The organism is Gordonia sp. NPDC003424 (genome assembly GCF_053588655.1).
In genome coordinates this window covers 1-26,495 of record NZ_JBSFQJ010000028.1, presented here as the reverse complement: position 1 = coordinate 26,495, position 26,495 = coordinate 1, and the positions used below count along the sequence as shown (strand labels likewise).

The 26,495-nt window shown below is 68.3% G+C and carries 16 protein-coding genes and 1 tRNA gene; 8 read left to right on the top strand and 9 right to left on the bottom strand.

The features are described 5' to 3' along the window. Nucleotides 1-34: 34 nt before the first annotated feature. From ACWDTI_RS25705 to ACWDTI_RS25690, 4 genes are all read right to left on the bottom strand, one after another. Complete coding sequence (locus ACWDTI_RS25705) at nt 35-1,225, bottom strand: L,D-transpeptidase (RefSeq protein ID WP_449740967.1); 1,191 nt, start codon at nt 1,223-1,225, stop codon at nt 35-37. A gap of 133 nt (nt 1,226-1,358) precedes the next feature. Beyond that, a tRNA-Lys gene (locus tag ACWDTI_RS25700) sits at nt 1,359-1,431 on the bottom strand. Between the two features lie 90 nt (nt 1,432-1,521). After that, entirely contained in the window at nt 1,522-2,679 is a 1,158-nt protein-coding gene (locus tag ACWDTI_RS25695) for a L,D-transpeptidase (RefSeq protein WP_449740990.1), read from the bottom strand. Between the two features lie 56 nt (nt 2,680-2,735). Beyond that, nucleotides 2,736-2,957 carry a DUF3618 domain-containing protein gene (locus ACWDTI_RS25690; protein WP_449740966.1) on the bottom strand — a complete coding sequence of 74 codons (222 nt, stop codon included), beginning with the start codon at nt 2,955-2,957 and terminating at the stop codon, nt 2,736-2,738. A gap of 197 nt (nt 2,958-3,154) precedes the next feature. Here ACWDTI_RS25690 and bcp point away from each other — a divergent pair, with 197 nt between their 5' ends. Together bcp and ACWDTI_RS25680 are read left to right on the top strand one after the other, a co-directional pair. Then, nucleotides 3,155-3,628 carry a thioredoxin-dependent thiol peroxidase gene (gene bcp, locus ACWDTI_RS25685; RefSeq protein WP_449740965.1) on the top strand — a complete coding sequence of 158 codons (474 nt, stop codon included), beginning with the start codon at nt 3,155-3,157 and terminating at the stop codon, nt 3,626-3,628. A 102-nt stretch (nt 3,629-3,730) separates the two neighbouring features. Then, the gene (locus ACWDTI_RS25680) at nt 3,731-4,303 is read left to right on the top strand and encodes a TetR/AcrR family transcriptional regulator (RefSeq protein ID WP_449740989.1); all 573 of its coding nucleotides are present in this window, start codon (nt 3,731-3,733) and stop codon (nt 4,301-4,303) included. Nucleotides 4,304-4,389: 86 nt separating this feature from the next. On the opposite strand, the gene acpS is transcribed toward ACWDTI_RS25680, so the two are convergent. Together acpS and ACWDTI_RS25670 are read right to left on the bottom strand one after the other, a co-directional pair. Continuing rightward, nucleotides 4,390-4,782 (bottom strand): holo-ACP synthase AcpS, encoded by a 393-nt coding sequence (acpS, locus tag ACWDTI_RS25675; RefSeq protein ID WP_449740964.1) that lies wholly within the window; start codon nt 4,780-4,782, stop codon nt 4,390-4,392. Nucleotides 4,783-4,832: 50 nt separating this feature from the next. Then, a complete protein-coding gene (locus ACWDTI_RS25670) occupies nt 4,833-14,072 on the bottom strand; it encodes a fatty acid synthase subunit beta domain-containing protein (RefSeq protein WP_449740963.1) in 9,240 nt (3,079 codons plus the stop codon). A 757-nt stretch (nt 14,073-14,829) separates the two neighbouring features. Between ACWDTI_RS25670 and ACWDTI_RS25665 the strand changes: the two genes are divergently transcribed. After that, entirely contained in the window at nt 14,830-15,258 is a 429-nt protein-coding gene (locus ACWDTI_RS25665) for an HIT family protein (RefSeq protein ID WP_449740962.1), read from the top strand. After that, nucleotides 15,255-16,010 (top strand): NAD-dependent deacylase, encoded by a 756-nt coding sequence (locus ACWDTI_RS25660; RefSeq protein WP_449740961.1) that lies wholly within the window; start codon nt 15,255-15,257, stop codon nt 16,008-16,010. Before ACWDTI_RS25665 ends, ACWDTI_RS25660 begins: the two co-directional genes overlap by 4 nt. 121 nt (nt 16,011-16,131) lie before the next feature. On the opposite strand, the gene ACWDTI_RS25655 is transcribed toward ACWDTI_RS25660, so the two are convergent. The 3 genes from ACWDTI_RS25655 to ACWDTI_RS25645 form a co-directional block, all read right to left on the bottom strand. Continuing rightward, nucleotides 16,132-20,298 carry an AAA domain-containing protein gene (locus ACWDTI_RS25655; RefSeq protein WP_449740960.1) on the bottom strand — a complete coding sequence of 1,389 codons (4,167 nt, stop codon included), beginning with the start codon at nt 20,296-20,298 and terminating at the stop codon, nt 16,132-16,134. 43 nt (nt 20,299-20,341) lie between these two features. After that, the gene (locus tag ACWDTI_RS25650; RefSeq protein ID WP_449740959.1) at nt 20,342-20,677 is read right to left on the bottom strand and encodes a rhodanese-like domain-containing protein; all 336 of its coding nucleotides are present in this window, start codon (nt 20,675-20,677) and stop codon (nt 20,342-20,344) included. Between the two features lie 243 nt (nt 20,678-20,920). Further along, a complete protein-coding gene (locus ACWDTI_RS25645) occupies nt 20,921-22,702 on the bottom strand; it encodes a DEAD/DEAH box helicase (RefSeq protein WP_449740958.1) in 1,782 nt (593 codons plus the stop codon). A 249-nt stretch (nt 22,703-22,951) separates the two neighbouring features. Between ACWDTI_RS25645 and ACWDTI_RS25640 the strand changes: the two genes are divergently transcribed. From ACWDTI_RS25640 to ACWDTI_RS25625, 4 genes are all read left to right on the top strand, one after another. After that, nucleotides 22,952-24,736 carry an AMP-dependent synthetase/ligase gene (locus ACWDTI_RS25640; RefSeq protein WP_449740957.1) on the top strand — a complete coding sequence of 595 codons (1,785 nt, stop codon included), beginning with the start codon at nt 22,952-22,954 and terminating at the stop codon, nt 24,734-24,736. A gap of 189 nt (nt 24,737-24,925) precedes the next feature. Further along, nucleotides 24,926-25,426 (top strand): MarR family winged helix-turn-helix transcriptional regulator, encoded by a 501-nt coding sequence (locus ACWDTI_RS25635; RefSeq protein WP_449740956.1) that lies wholly within the window; start codon nt 24,926-24,928, stop codon nt 25,424-25,426. Then, nucleotides 25,423-25,845: an organic hydroperoxide resistance protein gene (locus tag ACWDTI_RS25630; RefSeq protein WP_449740955.1), complete on the top strand. Its 423-nt coding sequence runs from the start codon at nt 25,423-25,425 to the stop codon at nt 25,843-25,845. Before ACWDTI_RS25635 ends, ACWDTI_RS25630 begins: the two co-directional genes overlap by 4 nt. 25 nt (nt 25,846-25,870) lie before the next feature. After that, nucleotides 25,871-26,263: a DoxX family protein gene (locus tag ACWDTI_RS25625; protein ID WP_449740954.1), complete on the top strand. Its 393-nt coding sequence runs from the start codon at nt 25,871-25,873 to the stop codon at nt 26,261-26,263. Nucleotides 26,264-26,495 lie beyond the last annotated feature (232 nt).

Here is a 26,495-nt window from a genome sequence, read left to right as displayed (position 1 = left end):
CGGTGCCGTCACTGCCGCGGGTTGCCGCTGCCGATCAGGCGTTGCCCTGCGACCACTGCGCCCACGGGATGTTCCAGTCGCCGAGGCCGTCGACGCCCGACAGCGTGCCGCCTGCCGTGTTCTTCACGACGACCGGGTCGCCGCGCAGCGTGTTGTGCATGACCCACAGCGCGTCGTCGGGACTCAGATTGAGGCATCCGTGGCTCGTGTTGGTGTTGCCCTGCGCCCACACCGACCACGGCGCGGAGTGAAAGAAGATGCCGCTGTAGCTCATTCGGGTCGCGTAATCGACCGGGGTGCGGTAGCCGTCGGCCGAGTTGATCGGGACGCCGTAGGTGGACGAGTCCATGATGATGTGGTCGTGCTTGTCGGAGACGAGGTAGACGCCGTTGTCGGTTTCGGTGCCCGGCTTGCCCATCGACGTCGGCATGCTGCGGATGACCTGTCCCCCACGATCGAACGTGACCTGCTTGGTGCGGTCGTCGGCGGTGATGATCATCGACCGGCCGATGGTGAAGTTGGTCGCCACGTTCTCCTGGCCGAACAGTCCGTCACCGAGGTCGATGCCGTAGGTGTTCACCGCGACGTTGACCTTGGTTCCCGGCGCCCACCAGCTTTCCGGGCGCCAGCGCACCTCGGAGTCGCTGATCCAGTAGAACGCCCCCTGGACCGGCGGGTCGGTGGTGATCCGGATGGCATCCTGGGCGGCCCGGCGATTCGGAATCGGTTCGTCGAACTTGATCGCCACCGGCTGGCCGACGCCGACCGTCTCGCGCGGCGACGGCGTCAGGTAGGCCTGTGTGAGGTTGTTCGGTGCCCGCGTGGTGAACGAGACCCGCTTGGTGCTCTTGCCACCGATACCGACCGCGTCCGCCTGCAGTGTGTACGTGCGGTTGTAACCCAGGGGCTCGGCACTGATCCAGGTGGTGCCGTCGTCGGAGAGCTCGCCCTTGATGGCGGTGCCGTCGATCTTGTCGATCCGCACCGCGGTGATCGACCCCTCGCTGGAGCGGACGGTGATCGGGGCGCCGGGCTGGATTCCGACGGCCTTGTCGACGAGGGGCCGGTTCGCCCACTCGGTGATCGCCACTCCCGGCTTGAGCATGTCCTCGAACAGGTTGGAGCTCTGGACGTTCTCCGAATAACTCGGCTTCTCGGTGCACGAGGTGACCGTTCCGATGATCGCGATGAGAATGACGAGAATCGCCGGCCGTGTGCGCCGCATGTTCCTCCAACCAGTTGCCGCCGCGGTGTCGCGACCAGTGTACGAGAAATACCGTTCGACCGGATTGTCCGACTCCGACCGCCCCGCACGAGAAAAGACGCCCCGCGGTGCGGAGCGTCCTTCTTCTGTGATGTGCGCCATCAGGGACTCGAACCCCGAACCCGCTGATTAAGAGTCAGCTGCTCTGCCAATTGAGCTAATGGCGCTTGGCGAACCGAGAGGCAACATTACATGACACGTGGCCGAAGAGTGAAATCGGCTGGTCAGCGACGTTTTCGTCCCGGCCCGAACTCCTTCTAGGCGTTACCCTTCTGCCACACCGCCCACGGCACATTCCAGTCGCCGAGGCCGTCGTCGCCCGGAAGCACCGGTCCCACAGTGTTTTTCGCGATGACGACGTCTCCCCGCAAGGACTTGCCGAGGAACCACTCGGCGTTGTCCGGGCTCACGTTGAGGCAGCCGTTGCTGACGTCGTCGTAGCCCTGGTCACCCAGCGACCATGGAGCTGAGTGGACATAGATGCCGCTGAACGAGATTCGCGTGGCGTCGTACACGGTCTCGCGGTAGCCGCCCGGTGAGCTGACCGGGACACCGTAGGTCGATGAGTCCATGATCACGCTCGGCGCCCGCTCCGCGACGATGTAGATGCCGTTGTTGGTGGGCGTCGAATCCTTGCCCATCGAGGTCGGCATCGTCCGTACGACCTTGCCGTCGATCGACACGGTGATCTGGTGTGTCTTGTCGTCGGCGACCGAGACCATGCTGCGGCCGACGGTGAAGTTCGTCGACAAGTTGTTGTCGCCGTACACGCCGTCGCCGAGATCGATGCCCTTGGTGTTCACCGCGACGTGCACCTTGGTGCCCGGCGCCCAGAAGTGCTCCGGCCGCCACCGCACCATGCTGTCGTTGAGCCAGTAGAACGCACCCTCCACGGGTGGGTCGGTGGTCACCTTGATCGCGTTCTGCGCGTTGAGTTTGTCGGTGATCGGGGTGTCGAAGTTGATGGCGACGGGCTGGCCGATGCCGACCGTCTCCCCGTCCTCGGTGATCGACGACGCGTCGGCCAGCGAATCGGCCGACGCGGTGGTGAACCCGATCTTGCTGGCGCCGCTGCCGTCGATGCCGCGGGCAGCCGCGGTCAGCGTGTAGTCCTCGCCGAAATCGAGGGCCTGCTTGGACACCCAGGTCGACCCGTCCGCCGACGTGGTTCCGGGCACCGGGCCGTCGGGTCCGGACACCACCACCGACGACAGACTGCCGTCGCGTGCGGTCACGGTGATCGGGGCGCCGGGCATGACGCCCACGGCATTGTCGGTCATCGGCTTGTCACGCCACCCGGTGACCGAGATCGTCGGCTGCGCCAACGAATCCAGGCTCGGCGCGTTGCTCACCTGATCGGAGTAGCTCGGCGATGCCGAGCAACCGGCGATCGCGCTCGCCGCGACACCGATCATCGCAACGGCGACGGCACCTTGCCGTCGCCGATTCTTCGTCGTTGTGTCCTTCACCGTCACCGCACTATCTTTCGCACCACCAGAAACACCACCACCGCGCCGACACCGGCGAGGGTGTACTTGACCGCCGGCTGGTTGAGGGTCGCGAGCACCTTGTGCTTCGCATCGTCGGCCAGACGCTGCGGATTTGCGCGGTCGGCCAGCTGGTCGAGAGTCTTGGCCAGGTCCTCACGCGCCTGCGCGATCTCCTGCTCGATGCGTTCGGTATCCCCGGCCACGTCGTTCCTCCCAGCTTGGTTCGGCAAGTCGGCTGACCCGCGTTTTCAACCACTCGAGCCTACGGCATTGTAGGCCGGACACCGTGATGTGCAGGGCGTTCGGCGCGCGGCGAGAATCGGTGAGAATCGCCCGATCCGGACATTTCGCGCCGTGACGCGGCATCTGCCCCACAGTGTCATCGACTAGCCTGGCTCGTATGCCAACCACCACGCGGTTGTCCGCCGGAGATCGTGCACCCGCCTTCACCCTTCCGGATGCGCAGGGCAACGACGTTTCCCTCGCCGATTACGCAGGCCGGAAGGTCATCGTGTACTTCTATCCCGCTGCGTCGACGCCGGGATGCACCAAGCAGGCGTGTGATTTCCGTGACAATCTCGCCGAACTGAACGACGCGGGCATCGACGTGATCGGTATCTCCCCCGACAAGCCGGCGAAGCTGCAGAAATTCATCGACGCCGAGGGGCTGACCTTCCCGCTGCTGAGCGACCCCGAGAAGAAGGTGCTCACCGCGTGGGGCGCGTTCGGCGAGAAGACGATGTACGGCAAGACCGTCACCGGCGTCATCCGCTCGACGTTCCTGGTCGACGCCGACGGCACCATCGAGGTCGCGCAGTACAACGTGCGGGCGACCGGACACGTGGCGAAACTCCGGCGCGACCTCTCGGTGTGACCGGGACCCGCAGTGACCACGCCGACGTCCGTGCAACGCGCCGAGCCGCTTCTGCCCCGTAAGCGACCGACGCAGGAACGCAGCAAGAAGAAGTTCTCCGCGATGCTCACCGCGGCGCGCGAGTTGCTCATCGAGGTCGGCTTCGAATCGCTGACCTGCGAGGAGATCGCCTCCCGCGCAGAGGTTCCCATCGGCACGCTGTATCAGTACTTCGCCAACAAGTACGTCATCGTGTGCGAGCTCGACCGGCAGGACACCGTGGATGTCCGCGAAGAACTCGCCGCGTTCTCCTCCGAGATCCCGTCGCTGGACTGGCCGCATCTGCTCGAGAAGTTCCTCGACCATCTCGCCGCGCTGTGGCGCGACGACCCGTCGCGGCGCGCGGTGTGGCTGGCGGTGCAGTCGACACCGGCCACCCGGGCGACCGCGTCACAGAACGAACGGGTGCTCGCCGATCAGGTCACGCACATCCTGGCGCCGCTCACCCCGACGCAGCGTGAACGCCGCGAGATGATGTCGCAGGTACTGGTCCACACGGCCTATTCGGTGCTGAGTTTCTCCGTGCAGGACAGCCACGACCACGACCTCACCGTGGCCGAACTCAAGCGCATGCTCGCCGGGTATCTCCTGCTCGAGGAGACCACCGCCGAGGCCGAGGAGGCCGCCGAGGCCTGACCAGACAGTTCTTCCGCCGGTTGTCGGTTCTTCCCCCCTTTGCAGGTGGGGGATGACCGAACTCCCGGCGGAAGAACTGTTGACCGTTAGTGACCCTCGAGGATCGCCACCGCGGCGGCGGTGTCGCCGTCGTGGGTCAGCGAGATGTGCAGGCGGGTGTCGGCGAGGATCTCCCCGATCTCCCCGGCCAACCGGATCGCGGGGCGACCCCAGTTGTCCGTCACCACCTCGATGTCGCTGTGGCGGATCAGCGGCAGCAGCGGCGACCGCGAGAAGCGGCTCACCGACCACGCCTTGACCACGGCCTCCTTGGCGGCCCACCGCGCGGCCAGGTGACGGGCCTCGTCACCTGTGCCGGCGGCGGCGTCGCGACGTTCGCGGGTGGTGAACCGATCCCCGAACGTCGTTCCCGGCTGTTTCAACTGATCGGCGAACTCCGGGATCGACACGATGTCGATGCCCACGCCCAACACACTCATCTTCTGTTCTGACTCCGACTTCACAGACCCCGGTTGCACTGTCCCCTGCGTCACTCTGCCACACCTGCCCGGCCGTAGCTGCCGTCCGCGGCAAGCCGCACCGACGGATTGAGCAGCAAGCTGGCCTCGGCGTCGTGCTCGTCGACCGACGCATCGAAGCGACGGTTCGGCGGCCGCTTGTAGGCTGCCTCCACACCGCACATGGCCTCGAGCAGACGCTGGCTGCCCTTGCGGGCCCGCTCCGTCGAGACGCGCCGGTACTCCTGCGCCTCTGTCTCGTCCAGGGTTGCCACGAAGGCCTCCGGATGGACGACGGCGATCAGACCCGACACGTGACCGAAACCGAGGCTGGTCAGCAGACCCGCCTTGAGCGGGAAGCGCTCGCCGAAATTCAGGGTCTCGCGCGCCCACACCAGGTGCGGGTACTCCCGCATCTTTTCGTCGATGCAGTCGAGGCTGCGGTTCGGCGGGATGACGCCGTCGCGCAACACCTGGCACAGACCGATCAGCTGGAAGGCGGCCGCACCGCCCTTGGCATGGCCGGTGAGCGACTTCTGCGACACCACGAACAGCGGGGCACCGTCACCGCGGCCGATCGCCGAGGCGAGCCGCTCGTGCAGCTCCGACTCGTTGGGATCGTTGGCCTTGGTGGAGGTGTCGTGCTTGGAGATCACCGCGACGTCGTCGGCACTGACACCGAGCGCGTTGAGCGCGAGCGCCATCGGCGAGTCCTGCGCACCGCGGGCAGCACCCAGCGCACCCAGGCCGGGGGCCGGGATGGAGGTGTGCACACCGTCGCCGAAGCTCTGTGCCCAGGCGACGACGCCGAGGACCGGCAGGCCCATCTGTGCGGCCACGTCACCGCGGGCGAGCAGAATGGTTCCGCCACCGGCCGATTCGACGAAGCCACCGCGACGGCGGTCGTTGGCCCGCGAGAAGCGGCGTTCGTCGATGCCGCGTGCGGTCATCTTGGCCGACTCGGCGGTCGCGGACATGTCACCGAATCCGACGATGCCCTCGATGCCGAGGTCGTCGAAGCCGCCGGCCACCGCGAACAGTGCCTTGCCGAGGCGGATCTTGTCGACGCCCTCCTCGACCGAGACCGCCGCCGTGGCACAGGCCGCCACCGGGTGGATCATCGCGCCGTAGCTACCGACATACGACTGGACGACGTGTGCCGCAACGACGTTGGGCAGCGCCTCCTGCAGGATGTCGTTGGCCTTGGACTCGCCGAGCAGCGTGTTGATGTACAGCTCGCGCATCGACGTCATGCCGCCCATACCGGTGCCCTGGGTGTTGGCCACCAGGCCGGGGTGCACCCACCGCATCAGTTCACTCGGGGTGAAGCCCGAGGTGAGGAATGCGTCGACGGTCGCGACCAGGTTCCACAGGGCGACCCGGTCGATCGACTCGGCCATGTCGGGCGACACGCCCCAGCGGGTCGGGTCGAAGCCGGTCGGGATCTGACCGCCGACAGTGCGCGACATCGAGAACTGCCGGGGAACCCGGATTTCCGTGCCGGACAGGCGCGTGACCTGCCAGTCGCCGGTCTCCTCGTTCGCGACCACGCGGGTCTTCTCCGGGTTCGACGCGGCGAACGCCCGGGCCTCGGCCTCGGAGCTCACGGTGAAGGTGAGGTCCTCGTCGAGGAAGACGGAGGTGAGCAGTGGCGCGGTGTTGTTCACCATCGCACCCTCGTCCGCGTAGCGGCGGATACCGCAGCGGGACACGACCTCGTCGTGGTAGCGCTCGGCGATCTCGCTCTCCGGCACCAGGTCACCGCTCTCGGTGTCATACCAGCCGGCCTTGGGCGCGGTGTCCCAGTGGATCAGGCCGGTGTTCCACGCCAGCTCCACAACACCTGCGGCCGAGAGCTTTTCGTCGACCTCCATCTCGAAGCGGGTACGCGACGAACCGTAGGGTCCGAGCTCACCGGCACCGACGATGACCACCAGGTCCTCCGGGCGGGCGTCGATCGACGGCCAGGCCGGGGTGTTGTTGGACTTCGGTGCCCGCGCCGGCGGCGGCAGTGCCGCGACGGTCTCGACGGCTTCCTCGGCCTCGTCGGTGGCGTCGGCGGCGGCCTCGGCGGCCGCGGCACCGAGTGCCTTGAGGTCGATCGACGGATCGAGTCCGCCGGTGAAGTCGGCGACGACCGGCTTGGTGCGTGCCGCCTCGCGCTGCTCCGGGGCGCACAGGCCCAGGAGGTTGGCCGCCATCTCGTCGGTGCTCCAGGTGCGCACACCCGCTGCCTCGACGGCGGTGACCATCCCGTCGTTGTGGCCCATCAGACCGGTGCCGCGGACCCAGCCGATGAGGGCGTGCGCCAGCGTGGTCTTGCTGCCCCACGAGTCCTCGGCACCCCAGCGGGTGACGAGCGCGTCGAGGGCGGCCTTGGACTCGCCGTAGGCACCGTCACCGCCGAACATGCCGCGGTTCGGGGAACCGGGCAGCACGACGTGGACGCGGGACGCGATGTCGTGATCGGAGCGCAGATCGCCGAGTCCGGCGATCAGCCGCTCCACCGACCACAGCAGCACCTTCATCTCCAGTTCGGCGCGACCGCCGGCGTCGGTGAGGTCACCGGCCACCCGCGGGGCGGCGAACGGGAACAGCATGGTCGGCTTCATCGCCGGCTTGACCACCGCCGTGGTGCCACCCAGGTTCTCGGTCTGCTCGGCACCGATCCACTCGACCAGGTCGTCGACGTCGGTGTAGGACGCCATGTTGGCCGGCGCCACCCACAACGCCGCGTCGTGGCGGGCGTTCTCGCGGTAGAGCTTCTTGTACAGGGCCAGCTTGGCGGAATCCAGCCGCGACGTCGTCGCGACAACCGTCGCGCCGCCCGCGAGGAGGCCACCGATGACCCCGGCCGCGATCGAACCCTTGCCGGCACCGGTGACGACGGCGATCTGATCGGACCACTCACCGACGCCGGGCTCCTCGGCCGCTTGCGCGATGGACCCGAAGATGCGTGCGTGAACGGCGTTTCCGGAGGCCAGCGACTTGCCCTGCCACCAGGTGGCGTGCTGGGAGACGGTGTGTCCGGCACCCTCGAAGCGGGAGACGACGTCCTCGAAATCGACGTCGAGTTCCTGCTCGTCGGTCAGCCAGATACGGACCAGGTCCTCGCGGGAGGTGGCCCACCGGTCGTCGACGAGAACCACCTTGGCGGGATCGAAGGCCGGGGCGACGGTCCGTGCCCAGTCGGAGCCGAGTTCGGCGCTGACCAGCTCGGCGACAACGGCGTTCGGGTCCTCGGCGACCTCGGCGGTCTGCGCCACATCGGCCAGGCCGAGCTTCTCGAGCACGGTGTAGGCGGCCGAGGCGAGCGCTCCGGAGCGACCGGTCAGTGCCTCGGTGAACTCGCCCAGGGCGGCCGCGTCCACGGTCCCGCCGGCTCCGCCGTCGGCGGCGGGCTTGGCGACCGAGATGCCGCGGCCGGCGCCGACCGAGGTCACCGCACGGTCGATCAGGGCGTCGAGCGCGTCGGCGTTGGCCAGCGGGCCCTCGAGCAGGTTGCCGAGATCCTCACCACGGACACTGGCACCTTCACGGGTGCCGAGCGCGAGGGCGACGACGGTGTGCAGACCCCAGCCGGGGCCGAGCTGCCACACACCGGTGACGCGATCGGTGATGTAGGACTGGCGCTTGCCCACCGGGCCGAGCACCTTACGGACCTGATCGCCGACGGCGTCGGTGAGCACCGGGCCGAGCGGCTTGTAGCCGCGCGCCAGGGTCGACACGGTCGACGCCAGGGCGTTCATGTCGGCTTCGGCGGCACCGTCGATGGCGCCGAGGCCGAGCTCACCGCCGATGTCGAGGAGCAGCTGGTTGCGGCGTGAGGACACACCGTCGCAGAGCGCCTCGATCGTGTCGGCGGAACCGATCTGGTCGGTCCGCATCTTGGTCCACAGCGCGATCACCGACTTGACCGCATCGGCAGGTCCGAACGCGATGTCGTCCGGGCGCGGTCCGGCGGCTGCCGCCGGAACCGGTGCCGGTGCGGCGGCCGGTGCCGCGGCGGCCGCGGCGGGCGCAGCTGCCTCGGCAGCGGGAGCCGCAGCGGACTCGTCGGCTTCGTCCTCGGGCTCCGGTCCGGAGTCCTTGGCGAGGATGACGTCGGTATCGCGCTCCACGTTGACCACCTCGGTGGTGGCCGATGCGTAGTCGTCGAGCTTGAGGGTGTTGGTCGCGAGGCCGGAGAGGGTCGGTGCGCCCTTCAGGCCGATCTCGACGAATCGCTGGATGCCGAGGCCGTCGCGCTCGGTGCCGGCGAACAGCAGCTCTTGGGTCTCGATCCACCGGACCGGGCTGGCGAACTGCCAGGCCAGCAGCTCGATGAGAACCACGCGAAGCAGGTCGCTCGGCTTGGCCTCCCACGAATCCCAGTCGGCCAGAACCTCATTCAGCGGATCCGACGGGACGAGGGCGGCGATCTCCTCGACGAACGGGCGCTCGAGGTTGAACAGACGGGGCACCAGGTTCGGGATGTAGCGACCGACGAGGATCTCCGGGTCGATCTGCTCGGGCAGCAGTTCGCCGAGCTTGGCGCGGAACTCCGGAACGCCGGCACGCAGCACGGTGGAGTGGAACGGGACGTCGATGCCGGGCACCAGGATGAACGACCGCTTTCCGCCGAACTCCAGGCGGCGACGCTCGATCTCGTCCTCGAGAAGTTCGAGACCGCGGACGGTGCCGGCGATGGCGTACTGCGAGCCCAGGAGGTTGAGGTTGACCACCTCCAGGAACTCGCCGGCCTCCTCGCCGACCGAGTTGACGAAGTCGGTGACGTCCTCGTCGGCCAGACCGAACTGGCTCGGGCGGATGGCGGCCATACGATAGTCGCTGCGGCCCTTGGCATCTCGCGGAACGAGATGGTGCATGGCCGATCCGCGCTGGAACACGACCTCGAGCACCGCCTCGAGCGGCAGCACTCCGGCGCACGCGGCGAGCGCGTTGTACTCACCGACGGAGTGACCGCAGGTGATCGCACCCTCGACGAAGCCACCGGCCTCCTTGAGCTCGGCGATCTGCGCGACACCGAGCGTCGCCATGGCGACCTGGGTGAACTGCGTCAGGTACAGCACGCCGTCCGGGTGGTGGTAGGTCTCGCCGTTGGCGACCAGGGTGGTCGGGTTGTCGCGAACCACCGCCAGGATCGAGAAGCCGAGCGCGGCGCGGGTGTGCTTGTCGGCGCGGTCCCAGATCTCGCGCGCGGCCTTCGACCGCGAGCGGGCGTCGAGCCCCATGCCCTTGCTTTGGATGCCCTGACCCGGGAATGCGTAGACGGTACGCGGCGCGGCGAGCAGGCCGGTCGCGGCCATCACCAGATTGTCGCCGACCTTGGCGGTCACCTCGAGCACCTCACGGCCGGCGTCGAGCCCGACGCGGTCGACGCGGACGGTGATCGCATCGCCGGTGCGCACCATCCCGAGGTAACGGGCGGTCCAGCCGAGCAGCGGGCGCGGCGACGGGATCGGGTGCTTGCTGTCGGTGGCGGTGGCGACCTGCTGGGCCGCGGCCGAGAGCCACATGCCGTGCACGATCGGGTCGCCCAGGCCGGCCAGCTTCGCGGCGTTCGCGTCGACGTGGATGGGGTTGCGGTCACCGGACACCGCGGCGAAGCCGTTCATCCGGCTCGGGGCGGTGATGGTGGCCTGCCGCACCAGCTTGCGGGTTGCCGACTGCTCGGAGTCGGCCGCCCCGCCGGCACGCGCCGGGTCGGCCAGTTCCACCGAGCCGAGGCGTCCGCGGATGGCGAAGCGCTCGTCGAGGGTGGCGATCGGGCCGTCCGGCCCGGCCACCTCGACGCTGACCTCGACAACCCGGCCGACCTCGGCGTCAAACACGTTGCCGCACTTGGCGGTCACGGTGAGTTCGGTTGCCACAGCAGGGATCTCGCCGACGACCTTGATCACGTGGTCGAGGTGGACGAGGTCGAGCAGACCTTCCACGACCGGCTGGCCGTCAGCGGTGCGGGCCGCACCGATGACGCTGAAGACGCTCGGCCAGGAGGCGCCGACGAGGGTGTCGGGCACCGCGAAGCCGAACGGCTCGGACGGCGTGGTCGGACGCAGATGCGACGGCATGGTGTAACCGGTAACCGCGGCATGGTCGGCGACACTGTCGGGGTCCCACGCGACGGTGGTGACCGAGACGCCGTCGGAGACCTCGGCGAGGCTGCCGCCCGCGGCGACGGTGAGGATCTCGCGCATCGCCTGGCTGGCCTCGTCGATGCCGACGCGCGGGGCACCGCCGTCGCGCAGGGTGGCATCGGTGTGCAGCGGGATGCGCACGGTGGCACCGGAGATCGGGGTCACCAGATCGAAGCGGTTCTCGCCGGTCTTCTCCAGCACCGAACCGGTGGGCTCGTGCTCGGCGCGATCGGCGTCGACGAGCTGCCACTTGTCGCGATCACCAAGCAGGACAATGGGATTGCGGACGATACGGCCCACCCACTCGACGTCGTCGGCCTCGATGACGGAGACCAGCTCGCCCGAGGAGCCGACCAGATCGGTCTGCTTGCGGGTCTCGACGGCGACCGCTTCGGTGCCGGCGCTCGCCAGATCGGTGACGACCTGCGCCTCGAACCGGTCGAGCAGTTCCCCGACGGGCTCGTCGACGCGGGTGATCCCGGCGACGGCGACGGTGCCGGGGATGATGCACACGGCATCGGCGGGATAGCGGGCGTCGTGGGCCTGCCAGAGGGAGTCACTGCGCCACCAGCGGCGCACGTCCTTGTCGACGACCGGCACGAAGTTGACCGGCTTGCCCGGGGTGCGGCACAGCTCGAGGAAGAACGAGATGTCGGCAGGATGCAGGACATCGGTCTCGATCTCGGGATACACCGAACCGAGGGCGTCGATCGCCGCATGCGGGTCGTCGGCGCTCGCGATCGAACCGAACATGGTGGGGATCTGACCCGAGTCGACCGGGCTCATGCGGGCCTCGGTGCGCTGCAGCATGTCGATGAAGCGCTGCTGCCAGGTGATGTCGGCCCACGGGTACTGATCGCCGTCGGCGCTGCCGACGGTGAGGGTGGCGTAACGGTCGAGCCACTCCCGGTAGGTCATCTCGGCGACGTCACCGAAGTACGGCTTGGCGGTGGCGGCCATCGCGGCGATGATCTCGTCGCGGCGCTCGGCGACGGCGTCGGCATCACCGGCGACCTCGTCGAGGATGCGGCCGCAGCGCGAGGCGGTGTTGTCGATCTCGTGGATGTCGGCGCCGAGCTGGCTGCGCCCCGACGCCATGCCGGCGGTGGCGTGACCGGCGCCGATCCACTCGTCGCACCCTTCGGTGTCGACCAGCAGCTGCTTGACCTCGGGAGCGGTGGTCGCCTCCTTGGTGGCCATGGCAGCGGTGCCGACCAGGATGCCGTCCAGCGGCATCGACGGGTATCCGTACGCCGACGACCATGCGCCGGTGAGGTATTCGCTGGCACGCTCGGGGGTGCCGATGCCGCCGCCGACGGCGATGACCACGTTCGGGCGCGCCCGCAGTTCACCGTAGGTGGCCAGCAGCAGGTCGTCGAGGTCCTCCCACGAATGGTGGCCACCGGCGCGGCCACCCTCGATCTGCACGATGACCGGATGATGCGGGACCTCGGCGGCGATACGGATCACCGCGCGGATCTGCTCGACGGTGCCCGGCTTGAAGGCGACGTAGCGGAGCCCGGCGTCGACGAACTCATCGACGAGGGCGACGGCGTCCTCGAGCTCCGGGATGCCGGCCGAGACCACCACGCCGTCGAGCGGGGCGCCCTGCGCGCGGGCCTTCTGCACGAGGCGCTTGCCGCCGAGCTGCAGCTTCCACAGGTACGGGTCGAGGAACAACGAGTTGAACTGGGCCTGACGGCCGTTGTCGAGCAGGTCGGTGAGCTTGGCGACGTTGTCGGCGAAGATCTGCTCGGTGACCTGGCCACCGCCGGCGAGCTCGGCCCAGTGGCCGGCGTTGGCGGCCGCGGCGACGATCGCCGGATCGACGGTGGTCGGGGTCATGCCGGCCAGCAGCATCGGCGAACGGCCGGTGAGACGGGTGAACGGGGTGTCGACGACGGTGCGGCCGTCGGGCAGCTCCACCAGGCGCGGCATGAACTCGGACCACATGCGGTCCACCTCGGGCACTCCGCCCGGGCTGAACAGGTTCCGCTGGCCGACACGCACCGCGGCGGGGATGAGGCCGACGCCCTGGCCGCGGACCAGCGACGAGGTCAGTCGGGTGGCGAGATCGCCCGGACCGAAGTCCAGAACCCACTTCGCACCGCCGGCGACGACTCCGTCGACGGTGGCGACCCAGTCGACGGGGTCGACGAGGATGTCTTTCGCGTGCTTGACGGCGACGTCACGGTCGATGCCGGCTTCGGCGGCCCACTGCCCCACCAGCTCCACGCCCTCGGCCATACCCGGGTGATGGAAGGCGGCGCTGACGTTGAGGTGATCGAACTTCGGCGCGAACGGCGCACCACCGGTGAGCTTCCGCTTGCGCTGATCGGCCTCGTCGGCGGCGATCCGCTCGCAGAGCGCGGTGAACGCGGAGAGGTGACGGGGCGCGCCCGACAGTGCCACCGAGCGGCGGCCGTTGCGGATGGCGATCACCGGCGCGGTCACCTGCTCGGCCTCGCTCAGGCCCGCGCGATACTCGGCCAGGATCTCCTCGATCCGGGCCGGGTCGGCGGTGATGGCGAGCATCGGGGTGCCCTCGGTGGTGGTCGCCAGTCCCCGGCGGCGCGCGATCAAGGTGCCTGCGGCACCGATCAGCTGCGCGATGGCGAGCAACAGACCCTGCCCCGATTCGGCGACGTTCCCCTCGATGCCGATGGCGTGGGTGGCGAGCGACCCCTGCGAGTGACCGATGACGGCCGTCGGGGCGATCTCGGTGGTGTCGAGACCCTGCTTCTTGAGCGCCTCGATCGCGGCCAGCTGGGTCAGCAGCACACCCGGGCCGGACAGCGTGAAGTCGGCGAGGTCGACCTCGGACGGGACGGGTTCACCGGCGTCGAGCGCGCGAACCCAGCTCAACGGGTGGAATCCGTCACCGCCGGCGACGGTGAGTCGATCGGCAACCGGCTCGATCATCTGCTCGGCAGCGGCGACGACGTCCGCGATCCGATGCTCGAGATCGGCGTCGACGACCAGCTCGGCAAGCGTCGGCAGCCACGCCGCGCCCTGACCGCCGAAGCTGATGGCATAGGGCTCGCCGGCAGCGAGACGATCGATCAGGGTGGGGCTGGGGCGGCCTGACTGTGCGGCGCCCTGTCCTCCGGATCGGAATTGGTCGACGGTCACGGGTTCTCCTCTGATCTCGACGGGTCCTGGGGGGAATGGCCCGTCGGGGTTGTGGGGCGGGGTCACAGGCGCCAAGAAGCGCCCGTTGGAGGTCTCTCGTACGGGGGTCGGCGTTCGGGGGTCGCCAGCGTGACGTCCGGGTGGCACACTGGACGAACACACCTGCCGCACAAGACTTTTGACGGCGTCTGGACTCATCTGCGGGTCCGGGGGTTCGGCGTGAACGTGCACCTATGATGACACAGGAAAATGAGGCTTTCCTCATGTTTTGAACTGACCGGTGGGTATACCCGTCGGTAACCTTGGAAGTAGTACAAGTGTTCACCGAACCACCCCGGTAAAGGGCTTTTAAACCACCTGTTGGGGACCGGTTTTCCCGGCCCGAATTCCGCCGAACGAGCGCTCGGGAAAACTGTTATAAAATTGTTATGTGATGTGCTGCACAGTGGTGTTGTCCGGCATGCCACACACCCCGCGACCACCGGGTTTGGCTGAGACGAGGTAGCACGCGAACTCGGCTCGGAAGTGCGATCTCGGCCGTGGTCGCGTCGTCGAAACGGCGTCCCCAGCGACCTCGTTCCGACCTCTTACGACGGCGCCGACACGCACCGACGACCGTGCGGTCCCGACACCTGCGTCAACTAGCCTTGGGCACCGTGGAGACCTGCAGAATCGCCGAGAGAACAGTCGTTTCGCACGATGTCGCCGTCGAGGGCCGGCTATCGGGTCGCGTCGCGGCGAGGGAGCGCTGAGGGCAATGGCGACGTGCATCTTCTGTGACATCGTGGCGGGCACCGCGCCGTCGCGAACGGTATTCAGCGACGACGACGTCGTCGCGTTCCTCGACATCCGCCCGGTCACCCGCGGACACACCCTGATCGTGCCGCGCTCGCACTCCGCCGGCCTGGCCGACCTCGATCCGGCTGTCGGCGGTGCGCTGTTCGCGGCCGGTCAGCGACTCGCCGCGGCCATGAAGCGCAGCACACTGGCCGCCGACGGCGTGAATCTGGTGGTCAATGACGGCCGCGCCGCCTTCCAGACGGTGTTCCACACGCACCTCCACGTCGTGCCGCGCCACGACGGCGACAAGCTGAGCTTCGCCAAAGGGCTCGTCGTGCGGCGTGACGCCAATCCCGACGAAACCGCCGACATCCTGCGCGCGGCGATGGAAATGTGGGAGCGATGATCCCGGCCGCCGCGGTGGAGGCGCTCCAACGCGCCGCCTGGGTGACCGTCTTCACCGGCGCGGGCATGTCGGCCGAGAGCGGGATCGCGACCTTCCGTGACAGCGAGACCGGCCTCTGGGAGCGATTCAGCCCGGGGGAACTCGCCTCACCCGAGGCATGGGCGCGCGATCCGGCCCTGGTGTGGGGCTGGTATCAGTGGCGGGCCCGGCTGGTCGCCGAGGCCCAGCCCAACGCCGGCCATCGCGCGCTCGCCGACCTCGCTGCCGACCGCACGGTCATGGTCGTGACGCAGAACGTCGACGACCTGCACGAACGCGCCGGCAGCAACGTGATCAGTCACCTCCACGGGAGCCTGTTCGCACCCCGCTGCAGCCACTGTGGGGTGCGATATCACGGCGTCGACGCCGAACCGGAGCGCGCGGTCGAGGAGCTTCGGGTGGACCCGCCCGCGTGTCCGGTCTGCCTCTCGGCGGTCCGGCCCGGAGTGGTGTGGTTCGGCGAGGCACTTCCCACCGATGCCTGGGAGCGGGCGGAGAGCGCCGTCGCCGGCAGCGATGTCCTGATCGTGGTCGGCACCAGCGGCATCGTGTATCCGGCCGCGGCGCTTCCCGAGCGCGCCGCGCGGCGTGGCATCCCGGTCATCGAGGTCAATCCCGACCCGTCGGCGCTCAGCGAGATCGCCACCTGCCGCATCGAGGCAGGCGCGGCCGTCGGACTCCCGGCGTTGCTGGATGCCGTGCGCGAAGCCTGACCCCGTCCACTGGGCGCCCTCCCGCGTCCACTGGGCGCCCTCGCATGTCGACTGGGTGCCCTCGCGCGTCCACTGGGCGCCCTCGCGCGTCGACTGGGCGCCCTCCCGCGTCGACGAGGTGCTACTCCCCCGCCCCGAGGTCGATCGGCTCCCAATGGGCACCCGACCCCGCGACCGCCGTCGCCTCCGGAGTCGCGACCGATCCCGGCTTGACGCCGCGCCGATCGAGGGCGGCCCACAGACCGTCGAGCGCCCGGTCCGGGTCGAGCTCGAACTCCGATTCACGCACCCGCCAGAACTGCCACCCGCAGCGCCGCAGTTCCCGTTCACGTTCCATGTCCGAGCGGGCCTGCTCCCCGGTCGTCCGGAACGCATCCCCGTCGCACTCGACGGCCATCCGGGCATCCGATCCGGTCACCACCAGATCGATCACCCGATTGTTCACCGTCACCGAGGGCACCACGTAGTACCCGCGCTCGGCCAGTCGGTTGAACACCCGTTGTTCGAACAGGCTCGAGAATGGTTGCTGCCGTTCGCTGTTCGACACATCGACGGGCATCGGCGCCAGCGACGCCCCCTGATTGGCGGTGACGAAGCCCAGCAGGGACCAGCGCAGGTCGCGCTCGCGCAGGTCGGACTGCGCGACGGAATGGAACAGCCACATCTGGTCCATGGCGCGGGAGGTGGCGACGTTGATGCGCCGTTGCGACTCGGCCCGGGTCAGCGGCGCGATCGAGGCGGCATCCGACACGACCATCGACAGCAGGATCACGTGGCGTTCGTCGCCCTGGAAGTCCGGTGGCGTGCCCACCCGCAACCGCCGGGCCCGCCAGTCGTCGTCGGAGATCGCCGCACGCAGGCGGTGGGTGATCTCGTCCACCTGCTTGCTGCCCTGTAGCGCGATGACCCCGAAATCCAATCCGTCGTAGGCGGAATCGTCGAGACACGATGTGATGGTGTCCACGATCGCGTCCGCCTCGCCGACGTTGATCAGCGACGCACCCTGCCCGGTGGCCGTACCGTCCACCGCGACCGACCGCAGCGGTGGAAGCCGATCGGCACCGAACTGCCGGACCGGGATGAGCGGTGCGCCGGCATAGAACTGCCGCGAGGAGAACTCGATGATCTCCGGCATCGACCGGAACTGTTCCCGCAACCGGATCAGGTGTCCGAATCGGCTGCGCAGCAACGAGAACAGACTCGAGCGCGGGGTCAACCCGTCGCGCAGATACGGTGGCAGATCCGGCAGGTGGGAGTCGATCTTGGCGAACGCGTCGTCGAGCGTGGTGCCGGTCAGTCCGTTGGGTGCACATTGCCGATCGTCGCCGACGACGATGACCCGCGGTGCGAGCCACAGCAGGAAGGAACTGGTGATGTCGGCCTGGCTCGCCTCGTCGACGATCACCACGTCGAAGGAATGCCGGACCGGCGCGACGGTCTCGGCGACCTGACTGATCGACATGATCCACGCCGGCACTGCAGCCTGCGCCTCCTGCATCGCCGCGCGCGCCGCGGACCGAAAACGATTGGCGTACTTGCCGGATCCCTTACCCAGGTTGATCATGTGGTCGCGGTAGGACTGCAACGCCTGCACTTCGGCGACCGTCATCCGCTCCAGACAGGCCCGCCATGCGTTCAGCGCGCACAGCCGGGTGGTGAATGCCGAGATGTCGGCCTCATGGGTGTCGAGTTCGCCCTGCAGGCGCATCTCCAGATCGGGATCGGAGCGTTCGACGGCCCAGGTGTGTGCGCGACGCCAGGCCCAGGCAGCGGTCACGTCGCGGAACCGGGCCGGCCATGCCGGGTCCTCGGGGGTGCCGTGCAGCAGGGTGTAGAACTCGGGCGCCTTGCTGCGTAGCCGGAGCGTCAGCAGGTCGAGCGAGGTCTGCGCCTCCAGCTCGGCGCGTGCGGTGTTCCACGCCCGGCGCGCCGCCTTGATCGACGCCGCGTCGGCGGTCGCCAGCGCCGCGACCAACGCGTCACCTTCCGGGGACGGACCGTGTTCGACCTCTGCCGAGATCCGGTAGGCCCACTTGGCGAGTTCGTGTTCGGCGATGACCGCATCGTTGGCGGCGGCGATCGCCCCCGCCTCGTGGGCGACCTCGGTCAGTTCCGCGACGCTGCGTGGCCGCGGACCGCCGGGGCTGATCGCCTCGAGTTCGTGGACGAGGCGATCGCGACCGTGCATCAGGTCCGAGATCCACGCGAGCTGTGCGTCGAGTTCCACCAGCCGACTCAGCTGAGCCGACCGCGAACCTGAATTATCCACCGGCACATGCAGATCCGCGAGGACCCGCTGCACCTGCGAGACCGCATCGAGGACGGCGAGGTGATCGGCGACCATGCGCAGGGAGGCTTCGTCGGTCGGTGGGCGCCCGTCGACCGTCGCGGCGACCCCACTCTCCTCGACGGCCCGCTGCTCGGCCGACCGCCGCAGGCGCCCACGCCATCTGCCCCCGGCGGCCAGCTGGTCTGCGGCCGCCCGGAACACGGCCTCGTCGCCCGGTCGTGCGCCGTCGACGATCACCAGGTGCGCCCCGAGTGCGCGATCACGGTCGGCGGCCTCGCCGATGATCGACGAGAGTCCCGTGACGCGCGACCACAGATGACCCGACTGACCGCCGAGGAGGCGATCGGCCATGTCCACCATGGTCGGCGGGAAGTCCGCAACGGTCGCGGACGCGATCCCGAGGTGCTCGCAGATCTCCCGGACCCGGACCAATCGGGGGCTCTCGACATCGTCGAGAATCGACAGCAGCGAACCGCTGCCGACCATCGGTTCGTGGGGTCGCGCGGCGATGCGCTCGCAGATGCGGTCGAGGTCGGTGGGCTCCGGCAGAAGCCCGCCGAGGTCGGGCAGTCGTTGCCCCATTCGGCTCGCGGAGTCGTCGGCGGTCTGGATGAGGTCGGTGAGTCGTTCCAGTTCGGCGAGGTCCAGTGGCGGGGCGATGCCCTCCAGCGGGCCGGGCAGCCAGCCGTGGCGGGCCGCATCATTGTTGCACTGCCGTACCACTTGAGCGGCGGTGCCGTGGTAGTCGCCGGCCACGTACTCATGGACCTCGGTCTCGGATTCCCTGGCCGTCCAGAGGTCCCGCAGCACCCGCTCACGCTTCGTGATGGACTGCTCGCGTTTCGCGGCGAGGTCCGCGATCTCGGCGGCCACCACACGCGGCTGATAGCTGGCCTTGCGTTGCGCGATGGCCTCGACCCCGGCAGCGGTCACATCGAAGTCGTCGCGGCCGACGTCGGCGATCGAAATGGTCAGATCCTGGAGTTCGGCCGGCAGCATGTCGCGCAACACGCGCAGCGCCTGCGCCTTCTCGCTGGTCACGAGCACGCGTTGGCCCTTGGCGAGCAGCGCCGCCGCGAGATTCGCGATCGTGTGGGTCTTCCCGGTTCCGGGCGGGCCCTCGACCACCACCCCACTGTCGACGCCGAGCTGTGCCAACACGTCTCGCTGTTCGACATTCGACGGCAGCGGATAGAGGACGTTACGCACCAGATCAGCCGCGGGCAGCGCACCCGATCGGGTCAGCGCGGCCAGGCGTTCGGGCGCCTCGATGGGTTCGACCAGCTGAGCGAGCCCGACGGGCGGTTCGGCGTCGCACGTCCGCAGGTCGGCGATGATGGCGTCGTAGAACCCGAGGGCCGCGGTGACGCCACGATGCCGCAGCACCAGGGCCGGGCGCATATCCACCGACAGCGTCACCGCGTCGTCGTCGACGACGATCTGTTTGCGCCAGGTGTCCATCAGGTCGGTGAACGGCGAGCCGAGGGGGCTGGGCAACTCGGCCAGTCGGCCGCGCGTCTTCACCGCCCCGGCGAGGTCGATCCCGGCGATCGGCGCCAGTAGGTAGGTGTCGTGCACCAACGGCGTCGCACCGGTGCCGAGCGTCACGCGAAGCACACCGGTGTCGGCGTCACGTTCGGCGACCACGTGCTGCGTCACCAGATGATCGCGGGCGATCGGGGCGTCGGAATCGACGCCGGTGACGGTGACGAGCGCGTTGGCCAGGACGAACTCGAGGTTCTCCGGGCTGTCGCCCAGGTCGTCGACGACCTGGGCGAGTATCGGGTACTTGTCGTGGTCCGGGTGAACTTCGAGGAGGATTTGGCCGGGCGTCACCCCCGCCTTGACCGGCAGCTGTGTCGACTTGCCGACCCAGACGACGGCGGGATGCGCGTCGACGTCGGTGACCACTTCCGAGCGGGACCGCACGATCTCACGGAGATACCCCAGGAGTCGAAGGACGCGGTCGTCGCCCGGTGTCGCGATCTCGTCGGCCATGCGTCGCAACGCTACCAACCCCGGACCGCGCCGGCGGGTACCTTTACTGTTGCGTCGCGGTGCGAAGTGCGGAATATCCGCCGTCGACGTAGTGGACGTTGGTGTAACCGAGGTCGGCGATCTGCTCGGCGATCACCGGGGCCTGCGATCGAACGGACACCACGGCGATCTCGGTGTCCGGGTCTCGCACCACGGGGAAGGTTCCCGACGGGGTCGGCGTGAAGCGCGCAGGCACGTCGATCGGATCCACGACGACGGCGACGCCGGGCACGCTGCCCTGATGTCGCATGACCTGCGGACGTGCGTCGACGATCACCGCGTGATCGTGTGCGCGGTGATCCACCGCATCGGCCGCTGTTATCGAATGCACCACTGACACTGGTGACTCACCTGTTCCCTGTAGCTCGGTTGTGTTCGGGGCTTGCGCCGCACGGGATTCCGCGCGATCGGACAAGCCGCGAGGATCGCGTGCCGGACGCGGTCCCATGGTGTCTGTCGGACACCCGACGATCCATGTTACGGATCGACATCAGTGGGACCAACTTGCCGACCTGCGATGCGCCGAAGACACAGAAAGACCACAGCCTCCGCTCGGTCTTCTCAGTCCCGATTCAGCCGTGCCTCAGCCGCGCCCGCGTCCCGCGACCCGCGGTGTGCCTCGCTTGCCCCAACTGTCCGAACGCTTCTGGTAGCCGTCGCGGCCATGTCCGCCGCCGCGCTGGCCGGGGCCCCCGCGCTTGGACCCGCCGCGTTGCCGCGGTGGCCCCTGATCGCGTCGGATGTCGATCGGGTTCTTGCCGATCCGCGTGTTGCGCAGCGCCGACAGCGTCTCGTTGTCGAGATTGTCGGGCAGTTCGACGAGCGAGAAGTCGTCGCGGATGCTGATGTTGCCGAAATCGCCGCGCGTCAGGCCGCCCTCGTTGGCGATCGCCCCCACGATGGCGCCCGGAGACACCTTGTGCTTGCGGCCCACCGCGATCCGATAGGTGGCGAACTGGCCGCCGGGCCGGCGGGGTGCGCGTTCCCGACGCTCGGGACGCTCGCCCTCCGGCGGGTCGGGCGCCATGAGGAAACCGCCGTCGCGGGTTTCGAGCGCCAGCGCCGCCGCGATGTCGGCCATCGCGACGTCGCTGTCGCGCGCGTAATCCTCGATGAGTTTGCGGAACATGTCGAGGTTGTCCGAGCCGAGGTTCTCGGTGATGGAGTCGGCGAACTTGGCGACACGCTGCGCGTTGACGTCCTCGACGCTGGGCAGACCGATCTCGGTCAGCGTCGAGCGGGTCGCCCGCTCGATGGACCGCAGCAGATGGCGCTCGCGCGGCGACACGAACAACAGGGCGTTGCCCGACCGGCCGGCACGACCGGTGCGGCCGATGCGATGCACGTACGACTCGGTGTCGTGCGGGATGTCGTAGTTGACGACATGCGAGATGCGGTCGACGTCGAGACCTCGAGCGGCGACGTCGGTGGCCACCAGGATGTCGATCTGCCCGTTCTTGAGCTGATTGATGGTGCGCTCACGCTGCGCCTGGACCATGTCGCCGTTGATCGCGACCGCCGAGAAGCCACGGGCCCGCAGTTTCTCGGCCAACTCCTCGGTGCCCGACTTGGTCCGAACGAACACGATCATCGCGTCGAAGGTCTCGACCTCGAGGAACCGGGTCAGCGCGTCGAGTTTGCGCTGATGGGACACCTGCAGGTAGCGCTGGCTGATGTTCTGTGCGGTCGCGGTCTTCGCCTTGACCGTGATCTCCTGCGGATCGGTCAGATACTTCTGCGCGAGACGGCGGATCGCGCTGGGCATCGTCGCCGAGAACAGGGCGACCTGCTTGGAGTCCGGCGTCTCGGCCAGGATGCGCTCGACGTCTTCGGCGAAGCCCATCGTCAGCATCTCGTCGGCCTCGTCGAGGACGAGGTAGTCGAGATCGGAGATGTCGAGGGTGCCCTTGTCGAGATGGTCGATGACCCGGCCCGGCGTGCCGACGATCACCTGGGCACCGCGCTTGAGCCCGGCGAGCTGCACACCGTAGCTCTGGCCGCCGTAGATCGGGAGGACGCGGACCTCGGGCAGATGCGAGCTGTAGCTGCCGAACGCCTCGGCCACCTGGATCGCGAGTTCGCGGGTCGGGGCCAGGACCAGCGCCTGCGGGCGACGGTCGGAGGGATTGAGGCGGGACAGGATCGGGAGGGCGAATGCCGCGGTCTTACCGGTGCCCGTCTGGGCGAGACCGACGACGTCGCGCCCGGCCATCAGCGGCGGGATGGTGGCCGCCTGGATCGGGGACGGCGATTCGTAACCGATGTCGGCGATGGCCTGTCGGACACGATCATCGAGACCGAGGTCATCGAAGGTGCCGACGGAGTCCTCGGCGGAGTCGTCCCGCTCGTCTCCCGGTGCGCTCATGCTCGATCCGTCTCAGTCACACGACAACTGTAATCGGCCGAGGGGATCCGCGAGGAATCTCTCGCCATGCCGTGGCCGGACGGGTACACCCGGCGAGTTGCGAGTTGCACTCAATCTGTGAGATCGACCACATCGACGCTGGTACGCTCGGGGCCACTCATCGGCCCGATGTCGTACCCACGACATCGGCAAAGTGTCTGGTATGTCCGTTTGCAGCAAAATGTTCACAGGGTCTCTCGGGAAGGCGTCATGGAGCAGTACACAACACCGTCAGAGTTCTCGATCGAGGACAAGGCGACGACCGTCGACAGCATCCTCCGTTATCGGTCCGAGCGTCCGACCATGCCGCTGTTTCGGCGGCGCCAGTCGGGCACCTGGGTCAACGTCAGCGCCAAGCAGTTCGCCGACGATGTCGATGCCATCGCCAAGGGACTCATCGCGTCCGGGGTCCAGCCCGGCGACCGGGTGGCCATCCTCTCGTCGACGCGGTACGAGTGGACCCTGATCGACTACGCCATCTGGCGCGCCGGCGCCACCACGGTGGCCATCTACGAGACCTCCGCCTCCGATCAGGTCGACTGGATCCTCACCGACTCGGGGACGTCGGTGCTCTTCGTCGAGTCGGAGGATTACAAGACCCGTCATGCCGCGGTGATCGACGCGGCACCGGATCTGCGCGAGACCCTCGTCATCGATTCGGACGCCATCGCGACCCTCACCAAACGCGGCGAAGCGATCGGCGACGACGAACTCGAGGCACGTCACGCGAACGCGATGGCGTCGGATCCGGCGACCCTCATCTACACGTCCGGTACCACCGGTCGCCCCAAGGGCGTCTCGCTCACCCACGCGAACCTGCTCGCCGAGTGTCAGACGGTCGTCGCCATCCTGCAGTCGCTCTTCGTGGAGGGTAAGTCGACGCTGCTCTTCTTGCCGTTGGCACACGTGTTCGCCCGGGCGGTCGCGGTCGGCTGCGTCGAGGCGCGGGTGACGATGGGCCACACCAACGACATCCCGAACCTCGTGAACGACCTCGCCGTCTTCAAGCCCGACTACGTGCTGTCGGTGCCGCGTGTGTTCGAGAAGGTCTACAACTCGGCCAAACAGAAGGCCTACGACGACGGCAAGGGCAGGATCTTCGATATCGCCGCCAACACCGCCATCGACTACAGCAAGGCTCTGGACACGGGCGGGCCCGGCCTCATCCTCAAGCTCAAGCACGCGGTGTTCGACCGCCTCGTCTACACCAAGCTCCGCGCTGCGCTCGGCGGACAGTGTGAGGCCGCGATCTCCGGCGGCGCACCGCTGGGGGCCCGTCTCGGACACTTCTTCCGCGGAGTCGGCGTCCCGGTGTACGAGGGATACGGCCTGACCGAGACCACCGCCGCGGTGACCGTGAACACCATCGAGCACCAGCGAGTCGGCTCGGTGGGTCGGCCGCTTCCCGGCGTGACCATCGGGATCGCCGACGACGGCGAGGTGTTGGCCAAGGGACCGGTCGTCTTCGACGGGTACTGGCACAACCAGAAAGCGACCGACGAGTCGATCGTCGACGGCTGGTTCCACACCGGTGACGTCGGCAAGCTCGAGGACGGGTTCCTCTTCATCACCGGGCGCAAGAAGGAACTGATCGTCACCGCGGCCGGGAAGAACGTCTCGCCCGCACAGCTCGAGGACTCCGTCCGGGCGCACCCGATGGTCAGCCAGTGCCTGGTGGTCGGCGACAAGAAGCCGTTCATCGCGGCACTGATCACGCTGGACACCGAGTCCGTGCCGGGATGGCTTGCCCGACACGACCTTCCGGCCGATACCTCGCTGTCGGCGTTGACCGACAACACCGACTTGCTGGCCGAGCTCGACGGTGCCGTCAAGGAAGCGAACGCCAAGGTGTCCAAGGCCGAGGCGATCAAGAAGTTCGCCGTGCTCGACATCGACTTCACCGTCGAGTCCGGCGAGCTGACCCCGACGCTGAAGCTGAAGCGCAACGTGATCCATGACGCGCAGAAGGAAGCGATCGCCGACCTGTACACCTGACGGTCGGGCCTCGACATCGCCGCGCGCCACCCGCGCACGGCGATGTCGAGGCGCTGCCGGCCACCCGGCGGCACGAATCAGGTTGTGCGCCCACCGCGCCTGCGCACCTCACGTCATGAGCACACGTCCGGTGTGATATGTGCCTCACAATAATGTTGTGCACAACCTAATTGCGCTACGCTATCCATCGTGAGCGTCGCCCCACTCGATCAACAACTCTGCTTCGCGCTGTACACGGCATCGCGGGCGGTGATCGCCGCACAACGACCGGGGCTGGCGGAGCTCGGACTCACCTATCCCCAATACCTGGCCATGCTGGCGTTGTGGGAGTCCGACGACCTCACGATCGGCGAGCTGTGCCGGCGCCTCCACCTCGACTCGGGCACCGTGTCGCCCCTGATCCGCCGCCTGGAGGGGCTCGGCTACGTCGTCCGTCGACGCTCGACCGAGGACGAGCGTTCCGTCACGGTGAGCCTCACGCCGGACGGGATCGCCCTCGGCGGGCGCGCCGACTGCGTGTACGAGTCGCTCACCGCGGCCATCGCCGACGCGGCCGCCGAGGATTCCGACCGGGATACTCCGGTCGACGTCGAGGCACTGACCGCGTTGCGCACCACCCTGCACAACCTCACCGATGAACTGCGTCGTCATCTCGACGCGACCCAACCCACGAAAGGACATACACGATGAAGGCTCTCTACACTGCCGAGGCCCTGGCGACCGGAGACGGACGCAACGGACACGCCCGCACCTCCGACGGCAAGCTGAACCTCGATCTCGACATGCCCAAGGAGCTCGGCGGCTCCGGCGTCGGCACCAATCCGGAACAGCTGTTCGCGGCGGGTTACGCGGCCTGCTTCCACAGCGCGCTGCGGCTCGTCGCAGGCCAGGCCGGAGCTGACGTCACCGATTCCGCTGTCGGAGCACGTGTTTCGTTGGGTACCACCGCCACCGGCGGATTCGGGCTCGCCGTCGAACTCGAGATCACCCTGCCCTCCGTCGACGCCACGACGGCGCAGTCGCTCATCGAGAAGGCGCACGAGGTGTGCCCGTACTCGAACGCGACCCGCGGCAACATCGACGTCGCGCTCACCCTGACCGACGACTGATCACCTCTGGAGGGAGGAGCCCGCGATGTCTACGTCTGCCACCGAATCGCGGTCACGACGGATCACCCGGCTCACGCTCGGGAGCATCCTGACCACCGCTGGTATCGGCCATATGACCTTCCAGCGCAGGGAGTTTCAAGCACAGGTACCGGACTGGGTACCACTCGACCCGGACGCCACCGTGCTGGCCTCCGGTGTCGCGGAGATCGGCCTGGGCCTCGGGTTGATAGCCCTGCCACGGCACCGGCGCACACTGGGCACGGCGGCCGCGGCGTTCTTCGTCGCGGTGTTCCCCGGCAATATCCACCAGTACCGCAACAAGATCGACGCGTTCGGGCTCGACACCGACCGGAAGCGAATCATCCGCCTGTTCGGCCAGCCGGCACTCGTCGCCGCGGCGTGGTACGCGCGCGGCTGAGACAAATCCATCCGCCGAGCGCAGCGAGGCGCCCCCACCGCTGATCGAGTAAGGCTCCGAGCGCAGCGAGGCGCCCCCACCGCTGATCGAGTAAGGCTCCGAGCGCAGCGAGGCGCCGCATCGAGATCACCCGGACGGCCCGGACTCAAGGGATCGACGCAACACCCTGACCTGTGGAGGTTGCGGTGGCGGATCGGGAACGGATGCGGGCGTTGGCGGTGAAGTGGTTTGC

Bases quoted from the DNA above. Each gene is read 5' to 3' on its own strand.
- ACWDTI_RS25705 (WP_449740967.1), bottom strand. From the start codon at position 1,225: ATGCGGCGCACACGGCCGGCGATTCTCGTCATTCTCATCGCGATCATC.
- ACWDTI_RS25695 (WP_449740990.1), bottom strand. From the start codon at position 2,679: ATGATCGGTGTCGCGGCGAGCGCGATCGCCGGTTGCTCGGCATCGCCG.
- bcp (WP_449740965.1), top strand. From the start codon at position 3,155: ATGCCAACCACCACGCGGTTGTCCGCCGGAGATCGTGCACCCGCCTTC.
- ACWDTI_RS25680 (WP_449740989.1), top strand. From the start codon at position 3,731: ATGCTCACCGCGGCGCGCGAGTTGCTCATCGAGGTCGGCTTCGAATCG.
- acpS (WP_449740964.1), bottom strand. From the start codon at position 4,782: ATGAGTGTGTTGGGCGTGGGCATCGACATCGTGTCGATCCCGGAGTTC.
- ACWDTI_RS25665 (WP_449740962.1), top strand. From the start codon at position 14,830: ATGGCGACGTGCATCTTCTGTGACATCGTGGCGGGCACCGCGCCGTCG.
- ACWDTI_RS25660 (WP_449740961.1), top strand. From the start codon at position 15,255: ATGATCCCGGCCGCCGCGGTGGAGGCGCTCCAACGCGCCGCCTGGGTG.
- ACWDTI_RS25655 (WP_449740960.1), bottom strand. From the start codon at position 20,298: ATGGCCGACGAGATCGCGACACCGGGCGACGACCGCGTCCTTCGACTC.
- ACWDTI_RS25645 (WP_449740958.1), bottom strand. From the start codon at position 22,702: ATGAGCGCACCGGGAGACGAGCGGGACGACTCCGCCGAGGACTCCGTC.
- ACWDTI_RS25640 (WP_449740957.1), top strand. From the start codon at position 22,952: ATGGAGCAGTACACAACACCGTCAGAGTTCTCGATCGAGGACAAGGCG.
- ACWDTI_RS25630 (WP_449740955.1), top strand. From the start codon at position 25,423: ATGAAGGCTCTCTACACTGCCGAGGCCCTGGCGACCGGAGACGGACGC.
- ACWDTI_RS25625 (WP_449740954.1), top strand. From the start codon at position 25,871: ATGTCTACGTCTGCCACCGAATCGCGGTCACGACGGATCACCCGGCTC.